The sequence below is a fragment of the Spiroplasma helicoides genome (assembly GCF_001715535.1).
In the GTDB taxonomy this organism is placed as follows: domain Bacteria; phylum Bacillota_I; class Bacilli_A; order Mycoplasmatales; family Mycoplasmataceae; genus Spiroplasma_A; species Spiroplasma_A helicoides.
The window spans coordinates 542,259-561,015 of record NZ_CP017015.1 but is presented as its reverse complement, the minus strand read 5'-3'; the positions used below and the strand labels follow the sequence as shown (position 1 = coordinate 561,015).

Here is an 18,757-nt window from a genome sequence, read left to right as displayed (position 1 = left end):
AAGAAATTGCACTCTATAAATTAAATGAATTAATAATTATTCAAGTAAACATTCTCATTTTACACAATGTATATGAGCAAATGTAATCAAATAGTTTTTTTAACTTATAAAATACTTAGGAATTTCTCTCCATATTAATATTTTTGTATGCGCCATAAATAGAAGCGCCGCGTAATGGCGTTTTAATTGAGTACGCAAAAGAAGCATTAAAAAACTTATTTTCTAATGACAAAGAAGATACTAAAAATGAAACTGTTGAAAGTAGTCAATTTTTCTTAAATAACTTGTTCATTTTTAGCACCTCCATGCCTAAAAAAATAATAGCAAATAGTTGGTAAAAAAACAAGTTAATTATGATATAAATGTTATTTTATAACCTAGATTTATTAAGCTTTTTTTGAAGTTTTTTTATCATACACTTTTTTAATTTCAATATTTGTACTTATAGGTTTTTTATAATAGCTCATGTTGAAAATAAATAAAATAATCGTAAATATTGCTCCTACAACAAAAGTAAAACCAAACATAATTACAATTGAATATAAATCAAATGAAAGTGTGTTGTTTTTGTAAAAAATATATAGAGGTGTATAAACAATAAAATTGACAATTATTGATTGAATTAGTATATATTGAATTTTTCCTTGACCATATAGTGAAGAGTTAATTGTGTCAGAAACAACATACGCAATATAAAATCAAATAATATTAATAAAAATATAATATGAAACATTTACTTGATATTCATTGTTATTAATTACACTAGCTAAGGGCTTTCATAAACCAATAAAAACGAATGTTACACCTAAAAATAAGCTTAAATTTATAGCTAAATAATTAAAAAGTATTTTTAGTTGCTCTTTTTTATCTTCAATATTTTGACTGACAGCTGCTTTTTGTATATAACCCATCATACTTAAAGGCAATAAAATTCAATTTCAGATAATTGAATTTGCAAGTCAGTAAGTTCCTGCACTTTGAATTGTATTAACCATTTTTGCAACCATCATTAAGTAAAAAATATTTCTTACAAATGATTCTAAAAAACTATATGTAACATTTAAAATAATTTCTTTTGAAAACTGTATTTTTTTAAATATGAAAAACTTTTTATAACCTATTTCTTTTAATATAAGTAAAAAGCTTGCTAAAAATAGGAAGAGTCCAGTTATTAAAGTACTTAAACCAATTCCAACATATCCATTTTCTTGTCCAACAACACTTGCATTAACTAGTGTGAAGTCAAATGTAATACCAAGAAGTAGTTTAACAAGAGCTATAATAAGAACTCATTTTCATTTATTCAAAGAACTAAGAACTGTAATTGATATTAAAAATAAAATATTTGGTATTTTTGCTCATAATTCTAATAAAAAATAGGTTTTTTGTAAAGATCCCTCATTACTTCCTGTAGTTAATTGAACAAAATCAGATACAAAGAAAGATAAAATTATAATTATTGATGTATAAATAATAAAATTTATAAAATAACTTCACTTAACTCTATCTTGAAATTCTGATTTTTTATTAGATTTTAAAGATACACCAAATCATCAAAACAAAGGTAAAACAAAACCCTCTTGTAGCATCTCAAGAGCAGAATTGACAAATTCTCATTGTGCCATTGTATTAATATCGGCCTTAGCAACATTTGTAATTACAAATGTTCTTACTAGTGTTCAAATTGCTGGCACAAGAGAAAAAACTAAAAAAGAAAGAAAAAGTTTTCAATCTATACTTTTAAAATCTAATTTAATATTTTTCATATAACTCCTTCATTTTTTTAGATTATAGCCAATAATACAAAAAAATAACACTTATGTTGTTATTTTTTTAAAGTTTTTTATTCATCATTTAGTACAATCTTCATGTCACTTTTTAATTTCTGTACTTGATTTGTATATATTTGTTTTTAAATTCTTTTTAGAATAGTCTAAAAAATCTAAAACATATTCATTCAACTTAGAAGGATTAAATTGTGGTTCTTTTTTAAGAACATATTTATAAACTTTATTTAAAACTTTTATTTTATAAGATTCAGGTTTTTTATTAGATAAAATATTTCCTCACATTATAAAAATGTACATAATATCATAATAAATTTCATCAAATCTACAATGATCTCAATCAATAAAGCCTTTAATTTGCTTAAATTTATATGAAAATACCACATTAAATGGTGAAATATCCCCATGAATAATGGTTTTTCCATATATTATCTTTGCTTTTTGATACATTTTGAACAAAATATTAAGCATTTTCTTACGTGTTTTGTAACCAAAGAAGTCATAATTGGTGTCAACAGAGCCTCTAATGTATTGCAATACATTAAAATCTCCCTGCTTTCCATAAAATACAGGACAATATTTAGGTTGAATTTTTCTTATAATGTCAAAAGATATTTGTTCTTTTACAACTTGTTTGTATATCTTATTCCCTTTTTTATATACTTTTTTACCTGATAAACCACCGGATAACTCTTCAAATTCATTTTTTATATTTTTTAAAATATTCATTTCTTCCTTTTTTAGCTTCAAAAGCATTAAACATAGTACAAAATAAAAAAACTAAACTATCAATCAGTTTAGTTTTTTTAAAGCAAATCATATAATTATTTGTTATTTGTGTTTTTTTGATTTGCATGATTGTCTGTATTTGATTTATAAGTTTTGTTATTATGGTTTAATGTTGTGTTATTGCTATTGTTAGCATTTGATTTTTGGTTATTTGCGTTATTATTTTTACTCATTTAACACACCCCCTTATAAGGTTTACTACAATCAAACTTATAGTAAACATTTATATTTTAACTCTGTTAATTTGAAAAACTTTTTTATAAAAATAATTTTAAAAACAAAAATTTTTTTACATATTAAAAAACACCCTCAAAAACATTAATATAAATGCTTATAAAGATGTTTTATTTATTTGTTAGAAAAATGTCTTATTTTTTTATAATAAATTTTCGATTTTAATTGTATCTATATTTAATAGTAATTCATCAATCAATTCTTTAGAAGCTATTTTGTTTGAAAATGCTGTTGCACTTCCGCATGTTATACCCATTTTTAATGAATCTTCTAACTTTTGAGTTTTTATATAATTATAAATAAATCCTCCAAGCATACTATCTCCAGCGCCCGCAGCATTAACAAGTGATTTATTTCACTTACCAATACTTGATTTAATAATTTTATCTTTATTAATTAGAATAGCTCCTTCGCTTCCCATCGAAACGATAACATTTTGCGCTCCTAATTCTATTAATTTTTTTGCAGCACCAATAGCATCTTCTTGAGTGTTTATTGGTTTGTTAAATGTTAGTGATAATTCATCTTTATTAGGTTTTATCAAAAATGGTTTGTGATTTAAACTATCTAGCAAAGCTTTACCAAATGCATCAACTACACAATAAGCTTCTAATTTTTGTGCTAATTTTGCAATTTTTGAGTAGATATTTTCATCTACTCCTTTTGGAATACTTCCTGTTGCAATAATATAATCATTTTTTTGAACATTTTTTTCAAGATATTCAAACATTTTTTCTATCTCTTGATCATCTATTGATGGACTTTTTACACTACATTCTGTTTGATTACTATCTATTAGTTTTAAATTAATTCTTATATCACCATTTGCTTTAAACTTTTTATAATTAATATTAAGTGAATCTAAATCTTTATAAAAGTATTCTTCAAAACTTCCGTTTGAAAAAATTATGGACTCATTTTTTAAACCTAAATTATTAAGTAACATGGAAATGTGAATCCCCTTCCCAGCAGCATACATTTCTGTATAATACGGTCTATTGGTTTTATCTTTTATAAAGTCATCAAACTTTAAGATGTAGTCAATTGCTGGACTGAGTGATATTACATATATATTATTTGCCATAATTCTCTCCTTTGTAATTTTTAAGCAACTTGAATTATTCTTGGTTTTAAAAGATTTTCTTTAATTTCTAAACTATGGATATCATTGTAGTATAAATATTTAATTATTGTTAAATCTTTATTTTTAATTGATTCAACTTTATTTACATATCCTTCAATGTTTGAATAGTATTTTAATGTTTCACCACTTAAATCTTTTTCACTTACAGATAATAGTTTTTCTAATTCTACTACTTTGCTTTTTAAAGCTTCTATTTTTGCTAATTTATAATTTGATGTATTAGAAACTTCTACAAGTTGTCTACCTTTTTCCATTTTTTCTTTATTATTCATTCCCAATAACTTTTGACCTTTGTTAAATAATGATGCATTTTTATCTTCTCTTAATTGAGTAAATCGATTGATTGTGTATTCTAAGTTTGATTTTTTAACACTTAATTTATAATGTTTTTTTGTAAATACATTTAGTTTTTTAAGATCTGCTAATGATTTTTTTAACTCATTGTACACATTATTTAATTGAACTTGTCTATCAGAGTTGATAACTTTTAATTTTTTAATAAGTTCATTATTAAACACTTTGTCTTGTTTATCACCTTTAATATTTTCAATTAAAGTTAAGATATCTTTTTCGATTTCTTTATTTATTTTAATTATTTCATTTTTAGAAATTTCAATATTATTTAATAATCACTCTTTATCAATACTTTTTTTATTTGATTTTCTAACTAATCTAATTAACTCTTGTGCTGAATAATCGTTTAATCCTTTTAAGTGCTCTAGTTTTGCAAATTTACTTGTAGTTTTTAGAGTTAAAGTTTTTTCAGTTTTTTCTTCTTTTCATAAGAAGTATGTTATTAAAATTCCTAATCCTAGTGAAGCTAAATCTATTACAATAGCTAATACTAAGTCATCTGTATATGCTAGGAATCCAACTATTCCACCAAGTCCAGCTAGATTATCAAGAGTTACTTTGAATATTCCAATCATTCAACCCCCAATACCTCCAGCTAAAACCCCTGTTAAGAATGGCAATCCTTTTGGTAAGTTTACACCATATATACATGATTCTGTTGGTCCTGAAATAATTCCAGGTAATGCTGCTAAGAAAGCTGCTGATTTATCAATAGTTTTTTTAGTTTTTAGTCCAACTGCAATTGTTGCTCCCATTTGTGCTCATGCTGCTGCAAATGCTGCTGCAAGGAAAATTGATGGATTATTATTTACACTTAGATCTGCAACTGCTGCAAAGAATAATATGTTGTGTACCCCAAGAACAACTAATGGTTGTCAAGTTAATCCAACAATTAATGCTCCAATTCCAATTGGTAAATTCATAAATCAGTTAAATGCTTTTAATAAAGCGTTTTCAACAATTCCCATAATTGGTCCCATAACAAAGAATGCTAAGAAACCTCCAATTAAAATAGTTAAGAATGGGTTTAAAATAAAGTTTGCTACTGGATGGAAATGTTTTTCCATAGCTTTTTGTGAGTAAGCAATAATAACACCCATTACAATAAATACTAGTATTGTTGAATAGAAAGGTTTGATTGATATTTGTCAGTCACCTAATTTAAATAAGTCAATTCCTGCTTCTGGTATTATTGGTGAAACCATCAATAAAGCTAAAGCTAAAGCGGTTGGTACTTTACCCCCTAAATATCTAACAACTGATCACATTGCAATTACACCCATCATTTTAAATCCATTAGATGAAATTACATTTAATACATAATCAAACATGTTATAGTCAACACCAAGTGTTCCTTTACTTGGATCTGACCCTAAATGAGTTCTTATTAAGAATTGTTGGAACGCCATAATTAGTCCAACTCCAATTAAGAATGGGATTAAAGGTCCAAAAAATGCTGATACAGATTTTAAAAATCTTCTTCATAAAGATACATTTTGCTCAGCAACAACTTTTTTAGTATTAAAATCTGTATTTGCTATTTCTTTTTTAGTATTATTATTGTTTAATTTTGATTTTAACAATTCTGTAATACTTGATACTTCTGCTCCAATGATTAATTGTAATTCACCATTAGCTCACAAAGCACCTCTTATGTTTGTAATGATCTTTAATTCATTAATTTTGGCTAAATCAGGGTTTACTAATGTAAGTCTCATTCTTGTTGCACAATTATAAACATCTTTTACATTATCGCTGCCACCAACTTTTTCCAAAATATTTTGAACCATAAGCTCTTGTCTTTCACTTTTGTTCATAAGCATAAGTCCTTTCTATCATAAAACTTTAAAATTATGATAGATTCATATCTAAACTTTAAAATTATTATGCGACAATTATATTTCCTATAAAAATTGAAGGACTTTCTTCACAAATTAGAGTTATATTTTTATCAGTTTCTACTTTAACTCTATTTTTTGAATTAAACTTACTTGAATCCATTAAAATAAATGATTTTTCAGAGTTTTTGATTACTTTTTCTTTGATCATTGCCTCTGGTATATTTGTTGTGTAAAAATTTTTATTATCGTAATTGTTCATACCAATAAAAGATTTATCAAAATAAAAATTATCTATAAACTTAAGTGATAGTTCACCAACTGTTGCATGAGTTGAAGGGATTATTGTACCCCCAACTAGGCAAACTTCAAAATCAAGTTCAATTAGTTCTAAAGCTATTGAATATCCATTGGTTACTATACTTATATTTTTATTTTCTAAATATTTAATCATTTGTTTAGTTGAAGAACCAGTATCGATAAAAACTAAATCACCATCTTCGATTAGATCAACCGCTTTTTTAGCAATTCTATCTTTAGAATCAGTGTTGATTAGTTGTTTTTCTTCATCAAAATGCTCTTGCATGGGCTTTGTTTGATGTTTTAAAGATTTTGCTCCACCATATACTTTAATTATTTTTCCTTCTTCATGTAACTCATTTACATCAGTAATTATTGTAGCAATAGTAGAATTTGTTAACTTGGCAAGCGTTATATTTTTAACAAAACCCTTATCATTGATTGTCTCAACTATTTTTTGTCTTCTTTCATCTTTTAACAAAGAAACATCCTCCTAACTCAATAATAACATATATTTTATAAAAGTTTATAAAACTTTATAATTATTTAAAAAACTTTATAAAAGTTTATAAAATAGATGTATTATAAATATATATTTATATTATAAGGAGAAAATAATGAAAGCAAGTTTAAAAGAAGAACTAATTAAAGCAAGAAATGGTAAATATGCCGTTCCTGCATTTAACTTTGACAATTTAGAAATGATGAAAGGAATTATTGAAGCCGCAGAAGAAGAAAAGTCACCAGTTATTCTGATGGTAACTGAAAGTGCTGCCAAATATATGGGGTTAGACTATGTATTTTCCTTTGCAATGACAGCAACTCAAAATGCATCTGTTCCAGTAGTATTACATTGAGATCATGGATTTGATATTGAATTAATCAAAAGAGCGATTGATGCTGGATTTTCGAGTGTAATGCTAGATTCATCTTTAAAACCATTTGAAGAAAATGTAAAAGAAACCTTAGAAATAGTAAATTATGCAAGAAGTAAAGGTGTTGATGTTGAATCAGAAATTGGTCATGTTGGAGGAAAAGAAGATGATAGAAACTCAGCTTCAAATGGTTATACAGATGTTAATGAGGCATTAGAGTTTGAAAAACAAACGCAAATAGATGCATTAGCAATTGCAATTGGTACTAGTCACGGTTTATTTAAAGGAGAAATCAAATTGCAATTTGATTTATTAAAAGAATTAAATGAAAAAATCAAAACCCCTCTTGTACTTCATGGGTCAAGTCAAGTCCCTCTAGAAGATTTACAAAAAGCTATTAGTCTTGGAATAACAAAAATAAACATCGGAACAGATTTAAAAATAGCTTGTGCACAAGGTATCAAGGATTGATTTGAAAAAAATACCAATGGTTATGATGCAAGAAAATATGGAAGAAAAGGAGTTGAATACGTAAAGCTTGTGGCAAAGAAAAAAATTCAAGCTTTTGGTTCAAATAATAAGGGATAAAAAAACACCTTTGCAAATGTACATCACACATTTTGCATCAAGGTGTTTTTATTATAACCAATTAAAACTAATTAGTTGTTGTTGTTGTTGTTATTGTTGTTGTTACAATTACATGAATTATTATCATTATTGTTATTATTGTTGTTGTTGTTGTTTGAATTCATAACTTATTCTCCTTCCTCATTCATATGGTTTATTATAAAAATATATAATAAACACTTATATTTTAACATTTATCTATAAAAATTTTTTTCAGTATTTTAAATATATATCCAAAATACTAATTAAGTAGTTTTTTTTAATAAATATTGTAGAATTGTGTTCCACTATCATTAAATGACTGTACATCAGCTATTACTCAATATGGTTTATCTTTATCATCACTTATATTTTTTCACACAACTTTATATTTATGTTTAACATTTCCAAATGTATTTCCATAACCATCATATTTTTTAAGAGCTTCATCATCCATGCTCAATTGTTCTTTTCCTAAAATAACTCCAGATTTTCTTGATGTATCGATTTTATCTTTTAAAGCATCACTTTCTGCAGCATCTTTTTGGTTCGCAACTATTGTTTGATATGGATTAAAGTTTTCAGGCACATCAACTTTTGTAGTTTGTTTACTTGCTGTTGATTCAGTATCACCAATTCCTGAGTATTCTAAAGTGAATTCCATAGTTCCACCAACTTCACTAGCAGTTTTTGCATTAACTTTTACATCTGATTCTTTTCAATATTCTTTATTATTGATGTATTGTAAAGCATTTTCATGTAGAGGTGCCATATCTTTATCTGTAAATGCTTTGAATGTATCCATAAATTCTTGGAATTTTTTAGTTCCAGCCGCATCTTGATTTGCAAATAAATCATATAATCTTTTTAGTAGTGAATTGTCTTTAAATTTGTGTTTTGAATAATCATATCCAACTTTATCAATAAGCTCTGCTTTTTTAGAAACAGTTAAATCATTAATTGATGTGTTATCATAATTTTCTAATAGTGAATCAATCATTGTTTTCATATCTGTTGATCCTAATAAATCATAAGAATTAGCAAGTCAATCAGCAAAGTCAGCTCCACCAGAACCATCTGCTTTGATTATATTTGATCACCCATCAGCACCTAAACCCCCTAGGTCTAATATCATTGCATTAGCTCTAATTAATAAACTATAACTTTTAGCAAAAGGTGTCTTTTGATTTCCCATTAAACCCAATTGGCTTGGATCACAATAAAATAGTAAATCTACAAATTTTTTCTTCAAATCTTCTGTTTTTAAATTTTTATGAAATTTACTCAATTCTTTTAAAAAGATAGAAACTTGTTTTAAATTTTCAAGTGGATCTGCAATATTATCCCCAGCTTTATAAATATTTTTTATTGTAACATCTTTTGCACCTGGGAAAGCCAGTGAAGGCACACCTAATGCATCAACTTTATTAATTTTTTTAGATAAAATTTCTTCACTAAATCCATTAGTTTTTAAAAACTCTTGAATATCAGCACTTTTGTTTTCATCTTGAATTTGATTTATAGCACTTTGAGCGTTGTATATAAGCATTGAAGCTGCTCCTTGCACTCTTAATTCTGTTGTATTTCCAGATTTTGTAAGCATTGGCATTAATCAGTTTGCTAATCTAAATGTTTCTTCTGCCCCAAAATCACTTTCTGCAACACTATCTTTTACAGATGCAAATCAATCTATATAAGATTTTTTTGATAAGCTATTTGTTGCCATCATCAATTGGCTACCTACTTTATTAAATTCTTTAGAGTCAACTTTTGGTGCTCCACCATTTTTTCCAGGCTCATATTTAACATTTTTCATTTTGCTGGAAATATCAGTTTTTGTTCCAGCGTTTGAAGATCCTTTAGAAAGAATTGAATTATAGTACAAGTAACCTGCACCATTAGTTCCACCATTATCTACTCTAGCTCCAGATTGTGGATTTGAAGTTCCTGCAGTTCCTCCAGGATAACCACCGTCAAATCCATTACTTAATAAGTAGTTAGATAGTGCTCCAGTGTCTTGAACACCTCAAGCAAGATTTCTTCTAGCTTGATCTTCAGATAATTTTAAGTCTTTATTAAGTCCTGCAAGAATTCCAGTGGCGTTATTTTTATCACTTTTATTATTTCCAACCCACCCTTGTCATTAAATGAATCTGCAAAATATCCATTTTTAATAAGGTTTTTATAAAAGTCATCATTGTACATACCCATAATATAGCTAGAATATATACCTGCATAACCTTCACCATTCATATTTTTTATTAATTCTGGAGCTAATAAACTTTTATATCTATCAATAGCAGCACCCATATTAACTTGTCTATTTTTGTATGTATATCCAGTTGGTAATCCTAAAGTTGTTGGATATGGTGCTAAATAATTTGATAGTATTTCATTTGCATTATAGTTAAGATTTTCATGTCTACTTGCAAGAATTAGTCTTGAAATTACTTCTGCTCCTGCTTTCATTTCGTTTTGTTCAGATGAAAGCTTTGTATTTCAGTTATAGTCTGCTAAATCGGCTGCAGGTGAGCTTAAGTCTGGTAAATCTGTACCAGGTTCATTAGTTCCGGGTGTATTTGTTCCCGGTTTATCGTTGTTATCTTTGTTTCCTTCATCACTTGGCGCTGCATTTTTATTACATGCAACAACACTAACAATTGGCGAACTTACAAATGCTAAGCTTGCTAATGTATATAGTAGTTTTTTCATATTAACAATCTCCCTTTTTAAATAACAAATCCCTTAAACTTGTTATTTATAAAATTTTAATATAATAGTCAAAATTAACAATAATTTCTAAATTTTAATTATAAATTAAAAAAATTTTAGACCTTTGAAAAACTTTTAATAAAAAACGCCTTATTTTATTATAATCATATTAATTGAATGGAGTTTTTAATGATGGTAGAACTCAAAAATGTAGTTAAATCCTATAAAAAAAGAGCTATTTTAGATATTGAATATTTTAAATTAGAAGAAAATCAATGCTTAGGGATTATTGGTCATAATGGTTCAGGTAAAACAACACTAGGTGAGATATTAATTGGTGTTTTAAGGCAAAATTCGGGTGAGGTTATTTTTGAGGATAATTCAATAATTAGAAATGCAGTTTTTCAAAATTTTCTAATACCCTATAATTATAAATTACTGAAAATAGCTAATTTTTATAGAGATATTTTCAACTCAAAAGAAGATCTTAAACCCATATTTGAAAATTTAGATTTAAATGATTTTAAAACACATAAGTACAATAAATTATCTGAAGGAGAAAAGCAAAAATTCAAGTTATTAATAGCCTCTCAAACAAACCAAGTTTACAACTACTTGATGAACTAACAACAAATATGGATGATAAATGAAGAGATAAAATACTTAATTACATAATAGAATATATAAAAGAAAATAAGGCCACAGTTATTTTTATATCTCATGATATTCCAGCTATTGCTCAAATGTGCAATAGAGTAGTTATGCTAAACAAGGGTCAAATTAAAAAAGACTTTTTATTAACCAATGATTATGAAAAAAACATGTCTATCTTAGAAAAAGAAACCATTTATAGTTAAAAATAGAATAAAACTTATAGTATACTTTTATAAAAAGGAGTAAACGAAATGATAGAAATTATTAATTTAAAAAAATCATATAGCAAAAATGAAGTTTTAAATATTAGTAATTTAAAGATTGAATCAAATCAGTGCTTAGGAATAATGGGCCAAAACGGTTCTGGTAAAACAACTTTATCAGAAATTATTATGGGTTCTAAAAAACAAAGTAGCGGTGAAATAAAACTAGAAATTGAAAATATATCTAAAAATGCTGTTTTTCAAGAATGTCAGTTTGAACCTGATTTGAGTTTAAAATCAATAGTTAAATTTTATAAAGGTCTTTTTAAATCAAAAGAGGATACTGATGAACTTTTTAAAAGGTTTGATCTAGAAAATTTGAAACGTAAAAGATTTAATAGACTATCAGGTGGGCAAAAACAAAAATTTAAACTATTAGTAGCATTTATAAATAGACCTAATTTATTATTATTAGATGAGTTAACAACTTCTCTAGATTATGTGTGAAGAGAAAAGATTCACAAAATTATTATTGACTATGTTAAAAATAACCCAACAACAGTTTTATTGGTTTCTCACGATGTCAACGAAATCGCTAAAATTTGTAACCGTGTTATTCTTTTAGATAATGGTTCAATAGTAAATGATCTAAATTTAACTGATGACTTTAAAAAAAATTTAGATATTTTAGAAAAAGAGGTTGTTTATGCTACAGATAATTAAACAAGAGTTTATAAAATATGCTAAAAACCCTTTTGGCATCGTTTTTGGTTTTGGATTTCCAATTTCATGAACAATAATTTATGGTATGGTTTGAGGAAAAGAAGATGTTCAAGGGTCATTACTAATGAATTATTTATTCCCCCCATTATCAATTATGGCTATATTGTCCTTTTCAATATCATCAATACCAATAACAATGTGCGCCAACAGAATTGACAAAAGAATAAAAATAATAGCATTAGCAAATATTACTAAATTAAAATATATATTTTCTTTAGTGGCTACATATTACACAATGTATTTTGTTGAATTTATGATTTGTTTAATCACAGCAATTGCAGCATTTAATTTAAGTACTTCAGCAACTATGATTTCAACTTTGTTGTTTTTACCAATTCCTATTTTTATAGTTCATTTTATGATGTCTGTTACAATGGCTAACTTTGGTAAATCAATTAACTTTATTACTTCAATGTCATTTTTTATTTTAATGATAAGCTTATTTTTCTCAGGTGCAACAGTTCCAGGTTTAGCTATTGATACTAATGATGTTTGATTTAAATACTTTCAATATATTTTACCAACAGGAAACGCTGTTTTACTTATGGAGTATATTGCAAATGGTTTAGATACAACTCAGATATGGTGAGTTTATGTTACATCGATTATTTATACAGCATTATTTGCTTTTTTAGCTATAAAATATTTCAAATGAGATTAAAAATAAAAATGCATCAACAAAATGCATTTTTTTAATAACTAATTATCTTTGCTCTTAAAAATAAATATGTTAAAGTAGGAATAAGAACTAATAAACTATAAATTATATTCACATATTTGTAAAAACCATTATATAAGAAAGTTAAAAAAGAATATATAAATATAACAAATGAATAATAATTATTTATATTAATAAAAGATTTGGCTGAATCAAATGATATAACAATAAAAAAAATAATATAAATAATAATTATAAAAATTAATTCCAATCATATAAATAAGTTTTTATTTCTACTACCAGTATAGTTTATTATTGATAAATTTATTAAACCAAAAATTCCCGATAAAGCAAAAGTTAAGATGAATATATTAAAACCTAAAAACATATAGTTTGTTATGAAATCGTTTTCTTTAAAAATAATGTAAAAAACATAATTAGAAAATAAACCCAAACATAGAATTGTTAAATGAAATATAATAAAACTTATAAAACTAATAGTTGCTATTTCTTTTTTGGTAACACCCAATAACATTAACATTCTATTGTAATTTGTAACTATTAAATAATAATAAAAATAATATGCAGAGAAAAAAGCTGCGAACAGATAAACTGCATAATTAACAATAGAATAAGTTAAATAAAAACCACCAGTATTATGAAATCCTATTAATTCAAAAATGCTATATAGAGTCAAATCTTTTATAAAAAATATCACAAAAAAAGTCATTAATAAAATAAGTAATTTTTTTTGTATTAGATATAATTTTTTTTGTAAAGTTTTCACAGTTTTTCCCTTTCTTTAAAAATTTAGTTTATTAAAGTTTTTATACAACAAATAAGATAATGGTGGAATCGAGATCAAACCATAAATTATGTTTATATATTTATAAAAACCATTATAACAAACTGATATATGAGAACAAAATAAGATAAGCAATGAAAAATAGTTAAAATTAAATGTAAATTTATTTTTAGCTGATGAAAACATAACTAAAGTTATTTGAACGAAAAATGCAACAACATGTAATAAAATTATTAAACATAAAATTGCTTTAGCTCAAAATCTACTTTTCATTCTATAATAAAGATAAAATATGTTGTAAAATAAAACACCTACAAAAGCAGCATAAATAAATAAATTTAAATTTAAAATAAAATACTCATTTACAAAAACTTTATTTTTACTAATAATGAAAAAGATAAAAAGATAAAAGAAATTTAATAACAAAGTTAAAAAACAATAAGCAAAGTAATTTAATAAATTAGATCAAAATAATTGCTTTCTACTAATACCAAGAAATATTATTAACCTATTTTTAAAATTTATAGTATTCAATATCAAATATAAAAATGGAATAAATATTGTTAAAAAATAACTAAATAATAAATCTAACATGGTTATAACTAAATTAGTTGTATATATATTATCATTACTACCACTTACATAACTATGCGATGATATTGCAATAATTACAGTTTTTACAAAGTAAACTACAAAAAATATCAATAAAAAAGAAAGAAAGTTTTTAAATGTTAATCTTTTTAATCTAATATTTTTTGTCATAATTCCCCCTATTATTTGTATAGTTCTGCGTATTTTTCAAAAACTTGACTATCTTTAACTTTAAATACTTTTTCTATTCTATTATTATTTAAAACAATAACTTCATTACATAAATCTCTTATTTCTTCTAACTTATGTGATGAAAAAATAATTAACTTATCTTGCAAATTATTTTTAATAAAACTTATAATATCTTCACAACTAATAGGATCCAATCCTAATGTAATTTCATCTAACAAATATATATCTCTTTGATAACCAAATGCTAAACATAATTTTATTTTTTGATACATTCCAGTGCTTAGCTCTTTTATATACTTTTTTGAATGAATATCTATGTCTAGCAAATCTGAAATTTTATCAAAGTCATCTTTTCTATCTTTATTTATAAATCTAGCTAATTTAAATACTTCAAAAACTTTTATAGTTTCAGGTAAATCTTTATCACCACTAACTAATGCAATTCTTTCTAGATTAAAATTATTTTCTTTATTGTTTAAATCATTTATAATTATTTTTCCATCGTTATAAAAAGTTATTCCAGATATTAGTTTTAACAAAGTTGATTTTCCACTACCATTTTTTCCAAGTAATCCATAAAAACCCTTTTCAAAATTGTATGTAATATTTTTAACTCCACTAATATCATCAAACATTTTTGAAAGATTTTCTATTTTGATCATATATTTACTCCTCTCTTTTAAAAACTTTACGGTAATTTGTTATAACTTCACTGTTTTCATCAACATTAAAAATGGTCTCTACTTTATTATTTCTTAAAACAATTGCTTTACTACATAGTGCCTCAACTTCTTCTAATTTATGAGAACTATAGATTACTAAGGCGTCTTTTGAAAAATTTTTGATAAATGAAATTATTTGATCTGTTGATACAGGATCTAAACCCAAAGTTATTTCATCTAATAAATATATTTCTCTAGGATAACCAAAAGCTATACAAATCTTTAATTTTTGTAGCATTCCTGTTGATAGTTGACTTATTAGTTTTGTGGAATTTATGTCAAAGTTAAGAGCTGCTGCCACTTCATCAAATGTATCTTTTATATCATCATTAAATTCTCTTACAAATTTAAAAAACTTTTGAATTGATAATTGCATGGGTAAATCTTGTTCTGCACTAATATATGCAATATTTTTTAAATCAAACTTATTATTTTTATTACTTAACCCATTTATAACAATGTCTCCTTTTTTATAATGAATTATACTTGCTATTAATTTTAAAAGCGTTGATTTACCACTTCCGTTTTTACCAAGTAATCCATAAACACCCTTATCAAGTTTTAAGTTTACATCTTTTATACCACTATGTTTATCAAACATTTTAGTCAAATTAATTATTTCAAGCATAAGTAACACACCTTTCAAAATCTAATAATTATATTTTTTAGATAATAAATATTCAAAATAAGTGAAAATTGGAAATAAAACAATAAAATAAATCAAGTTTATAAATTTATAAACACCTTCATAGTTTGATGTTATTTTTGAGAATGTAAGCGGTATAAATGAATAAAATGATTTATGAATATCTACATCTGGTAATGCAGAATACGATAAGCTCACCACCATAAATCAAATATAAACATAAAATATAACAAGAAAAAAATATAAAAGTTTTTTATTTCTCATTTTAACAAACAAACTATAGAAAATTATAAATAATGTTGCAAACAATAATGCTTCAATAAAATAATTAAAACTTAAAAATAAATCATCTTTATAACTCATTTTATAATCTAAAACATTATCATAATAAACAAAGAGTAAACCATACAAAATTTGATTAATTAAGTATAAAACTATGATTCCTAAAAATATTAATACTCTGTTTGAAAAATAAATCTCATTTCTATTTAATCCACAAACCAGAAAATACCGATGTGTATTTTTTTTAAATCCTAAATAATAAATACGATAACTTAAAACCAAAGAAAACAAAATATAAAATGCAAATGTTATCCCCTCAAACACTTCAATGTAAGTACCAACGAATTGCTCATAAAAAGATGATCCTTCAAAAATATTTGCTGCTGAAGAAGAAGACACAACTGAAAGTAAAGTTAAAAATATATTTCCACATCCAATAACTAAAAATAATGATCAGTTTTTTAAAAAGTTTTGCTTCGTTGCAATTAATATCTTATTAAGTCTCATACTACCTTTTTCCTTTTAATTTACACTTATTGTATACCTTTTTTATTTATATAACTAATAATTTTTTAAAATAACTTTTATAAAATAAAAAAAGCGTAATGAATTTTTAAATCACCACACTTTTAAAATTAAATTAATGTTAGTTTTCTATAAATTAAATATCCAGCAGTTAAAAATAAAACTCCTAAAACAAAATATCCTATATACACATAATCAACATTAATAACATTTTCTGTTACAAAAACATTTTTTATACCTATATTTTCATACTTATTATATAATGTATTTTTTTCTCCAAATTTTCAGTTATATAAATCAATATATTCATAGTTTTCATTTTTCTCATATTTCACTATTTTTAGTGGTAAATGATCAAAAGGTGAAAGTTGCATTGCAAATTTATTTTCTTTTAATGATTGATTTTTATTTGTATACATCAGCATAAATGTTTGAAAATATAACGGATTACTTAAAAAATATTGTCTATATGAACCAGGATTTTTTTGATATGTTTCATAATCATAGCCAAAAAATATACCACCATTAATAATAAAATCTGGATAATACATCAAATTATCAATCATATCAAATAATAGAGCCATATATAGTCGATTACCATCTTTTAATAAAGCATTATCATACAAGTCTCTTTCTGAAACAAACAACATCTTTGTAGAGTTATCTATAGTAGAGTTATTATTAAAATTACGAAATATTAATTGTCAATTTTTATTATCCATATCTAAAAATCGATTATCATTTACAACTCAAAAATCTTGATAATAATAGTACAAAATATCATTTAGAGTTTTAATCTCATTTATAACTTGGTCTTTTGTAGCCTCTAAGTTTAATGAACTAATAATATTATTAACTACATTATCTTGAATAATATATTTGCAATAATCATTATATTGATTACTCCCTGTTATATTTTTTTGCGACCTTTTATAGAAGTAAGTACTTGTTAAGTTATCTGCTTTTGACTCTTTTAGTGAACTTTTTAAAAATTTGTAAACAATATTTTGTTTATAACTATCAAACAATTTAAATTCATAGTTTGAATTTGATGATTTACTATTATTTAAAAAATATTCTGAATCAAGCATCAACCCCAAAGAAGCAATTTTACCATACCTACTAACAGATTCAGTAAATTCTTCACCCTTGTAGTATGAGTTGTAAAGGCATATATATCCAGAAGATAAACAATCATTATTTTTGCTATTAGTTTTTCATTTGAGATCATAACGATAATCATCGTTTAAAGTATACATATTATTGAGTAACTTATTTAATATTCCTTTTTGTGAATTTGCAAAATCAAGCAATATTTGAAAATATTGTGCAGATAGTGTCGTTCTTGATTCATTAATTCCTTGAAACTTATTTCTTGAAAATGTTTGTTGAACACCTCCCAAAATTGGCGATAACGACATTAATCCTGTGTAAATACCCGCTAAACAAAATACAATTCTAGATATTTTAAAAGAGCTAAATAAAACAAATATACCCATAGTTAATCAATCAAGAGCAAAAAATGATAAAAAGCCGTAAAACAATACATTTTCAAAAAAATATTTGCTATCTGGTTGCATAATTAATAAATTAAGATAAAAAAAACCAATCATAATTACATTATATGAAATGCTAATAATTTTAGATGTTATCAACTTACATACTAAAATGCTTCCATGATTATACCCTTTTGATATTTCAAGATCTAAAATACCATTATGTCTATCTTCAACCATTGCGTTTGATATACATACTAAATTTATGTAACAAATATTTAGAATTCAAAAAACTATTAAAAGCGGACCTCATACATAAATTGTATAAACGGCTTGACTAGTAATGATACACATTCAAAGTATTACACATATCATAACAATCGAAACCGATAAAACAATACCAATAAATAATTTATCTTTAAGAGTTCTTTTTAAATGAAATGCTAATATTTTATTCATTGATATTTACCTTTCTAAAATTTATTTTATATATTTTTATTATATGTGAGTTTGTTTATTTTCCTTTAAAATAGTTTAATAAAAAAGACAAACTTAGTTTGT

The 18,757-nt window shown here is 24.7% G+C and carries 20 protein-coding genes; 5 read left to right on the top strand and 15 right to left on the bottom strand.

What is annotated here, in order from left to right; all coding sequences use genetic code 4:
- Window positions 1-115: 115 nt before the first annotated feature.
- The 7 genes from SHELI_RS06030 to SHELI_RS02540 form a co-directional block, all read right to left on the bottom strand.
- Window positions 116-292, bottom strand: a complete 177-nt coding sequence (locus SHELI_RS06030; RefSeq protein WP_157087579.1) for a hypothetical protein — start codon at window positions 290-292, stop codon at window positions 116-118.
- A 94-nt stretch (window positions 293-386) separates the two neighbouring features.
- On the bottom strand, window positions 387-1,766 hold the full coding sequence (locus SHELI_RS02560; RefSeq protein WP_069116397.1) for an MATE family efflux transporter: 1,380 nt from the start codon (window positions 1,764-1,766) through the stop codon (window positions 387-389).
- Window positions 1,767-1,817: 51 nt separating this feature from the next.
- Window positions 1,818-2,516, bottom strand: a complete 699-nt coding sequence (locus SHELI_RS02555; RefSeq protein WP_069116395.1) for a phosphotransferase — start codon at window positions 2,514-2,516, stop codon at window positions 1,818-1,820.
- Between the two features lie 95 nt (window positions 2,517-2,611).
- Window positions 2,612-2,749 (bottom strand): hypothetical protein, encoded by a 138-nt coding sequence (locus tag SHELI_RS06095; protein WP_198146110.1) that lies wholly within the window; start codon window positions 2,747-2,749, stop codon window positions 2,612-2,614.
- Between the two features lie 203 nt (window positions 2,750-2,952).
- Window positions 2,953-3,894: a 1-phosphofructokinase family hexose kinase gene (locus tag SHELI_RS02550; RefSeq protein WP_069116393.1), complete on the bottom strand. Its 942-nt coding sequence runs from the start codon at window positions 3,892-3,894 to the stop codon at window positions 2,953-2,955.
- 20 nt (window positions 3,895-3,914) lie between these two features.
- Entirely contained in the window at window positions 3,915-6,125 is a 2,211-nt protein-coding gene (locus SHELI_RS02545; RefSeq protein WP_069116391.1) for a PTS transporter subunit EIIC, read from the bottom strand.
- Window positions 6,126-6,192: 67 nt separating this feature from the next.
- Window positions 6,193-6,927: a DeoR/GlpR family DNA-binding transcription regulator gene (locus tag SHELI_RS02540; protein WP_069116389.1), complete on the bottom strand. Its 735-nt coding sequence runs from the start codon at window positions 6,925-6,927 to the stop codon at window positions 6,193-6,195.
- A gap of 136 nt (window positions 6,928-7,063) precedes the next feature.
- On the opposite strand from SHELI_RS02540, the gene SHELI_RS02535 reads away from it, so the two are divergent.
- A complete protein-coding gene (locus SHELI_RS02535) occupies window positions 7,064-7,909 on the top strand; it encodes a class II fructose-bisphosphate aldolase (protein WP_069116387.1) in 846 nt (281 codons plus the stop codon).
- A 298-nt stretch (window positions 7,910-8,207) separates the two neighbouring features.
- Here the strand turns inward: SHELI_RS02535 and SHELI_RS02530 are convergent, their stop codons facing one another.
- Window positions 8,208-9,812: a hypothetical protein gene (locus SHELI_RS02530; protein ID WP_069116385.1), complete on the bottom strand. Its 1,605-nt coding sequence runs from the start codon at window positions 9,810-9,812 to the stop codon at window positions 8,208-8,210.
- 179 nt (window positions 9,813-9,991) lie between these two features.
- Window positions 9,992-10,639, bottom strand: coding sequence for a Vmc-like lipoprotein signal peptide domain-containing protein (locus SHELI_RS02525; RefSeq protein ID WP_069116383.1), 648 nt, complete (start codon window positions 10,637-10,639; stop codon window positions 9,992-9,994).
- A gap of 192 nt (window positions 10,640-10,831) precedes the next feature.
- Here SHELI_RS02525 and SHELI_RS02520 point away from each other — a divergent pair, with 192 nt between their 5' ends.
- The 4 genes from SHELI_RS02520 to SHELI_RS02505 are packed head-to-tail and all read left to right on the top strand — an operon-like array spanning window position 10,832 to window position 12,940.
- On the top strand, window positions 10,832-11,266 hold the full coding sequence (locus SHELI_RS02520; protein WP_198146109.1) for an ATP-binding cassette domain-containing protein: 435 nt from the start codon (window positions 10,832-10,834) through the stop codon (window positions 11,264-11,266).
- 8 nt (window positions 11,267-11,274) lie between these two features.
- Window positions 11,275-11,496, top strand: coding sequence for an ABC transporter ATP-binding protein (locus SHELI_RS02515; RefSeq protein ID WP_069116379.1), 222 nt, complete (start codon window positions 11,275-11,277; stop codon window positions 11,494-11,496).
- A gap of 48 nt (window positions 11,497-11,544) precedes the next feature.
- Complete coding sequence (locus SHELI_RS02510; protein WP_069116376.1) at window positions 11,545-12,219, top strand: ATP-binding cassette domain-containing protein; 675 nt, start codon at window positions 11,545-11,547, stop codon at window positions 12,217-12,219.
- Window positions 12,203-12,940, top strand: a complete 738-nt coding sequence (locus tag SHELI_RS02505) for an ABC transporter permease (protein ID WP_069116374.1) — start codon at window positions 12,203-12,205, stop codon at window positions 12,938-12,940. Before SHELI_RS02510 ends, SHELI_RS02505 begins: the two co-directional genes overlap by 17 nt.
- Window positions 12,941-12,971: 31 nt before the next feature.
- Here SHELI_RS02505 and SHELI_RS02500 read toward each other — a convergent pair whose 3' ends face one another.
- From SHELI_RS02500 to SHELI_RS02475, 6 genes are all read right to left on the bottom strand, one after another.
- Window positions 12,972-13,724, bottom strand: a complete 753-nt coding sequence (locus SHELI_RS02500; protein ID WP_069116372.1) for a hypothetical protein — start codon at window positions 13,722-13,724, stop codon at window positions 12,972-12,974.
- A gap of 15 nt (window positions 13,725-13,739) precedes the next feature.
- Complete coding sequence (locus tag SHELI_RS02495) at window positions 13,740-14,504, bottom strand: hypothetical protein (RefSeq protein ID WP_069116370.1); 765 nt, start codon at window positions 14,502-14,504, stop codon at window positions 13,740-13,742.
- A gap of 11 nt (window positions 14,505-14,515) precedes the next feature.
- Window positions 14,516-15,187 (bottom strand): ATP-binding cassette domain-containing protein, encoded by a 672-nt coding sequence (locus SHELI_RS02490; RefSeq protein WP_069116368.1) that lies wholly within the window; start codon window positions 15,185-15,187, stop codon window positions 14,516-14,518.
- A gap of 4 nt (window positions 15,188-15,191) precedes the next feature.
- Complete coding sequence (locus tag SHELI_RS02485) at window positions 15,192-15,875, bottom strand: ATP-binding cassette domain-containing protein (protein ID WP_069116366.1); 684 nt, start codon at window positions 15,873-15,875, stop codon at window positions 15,192-15,194.
- Window positions 15,876-15,896: 21 nt separating this feature from the next.
- On the bottom strand, window positions 15,897-16,682 hold the full coding sequence (locus SHELI_RS02480; RefSeq protein WP_069116364.1) for a hypothetical protein: 786 nt from the start codon (window positions 16,680-16,682) through the stop codon (window positions 15,897-15,899).
- A gap of 128 nt (window positions 16,683-16,810) precedes the next feature.
- A complete protein-coding gene (locus SHELI_RS02475; RefSeq protein ID WP_069116363.1) occupies window positions 16,811-18,655 on the bottom strand; it encodes a hypothetical protein in 1,845 nt (614 codons plus the stop codon).
- Window positions 18,656-18,757 lie beyond the last annotated feature (102 nt).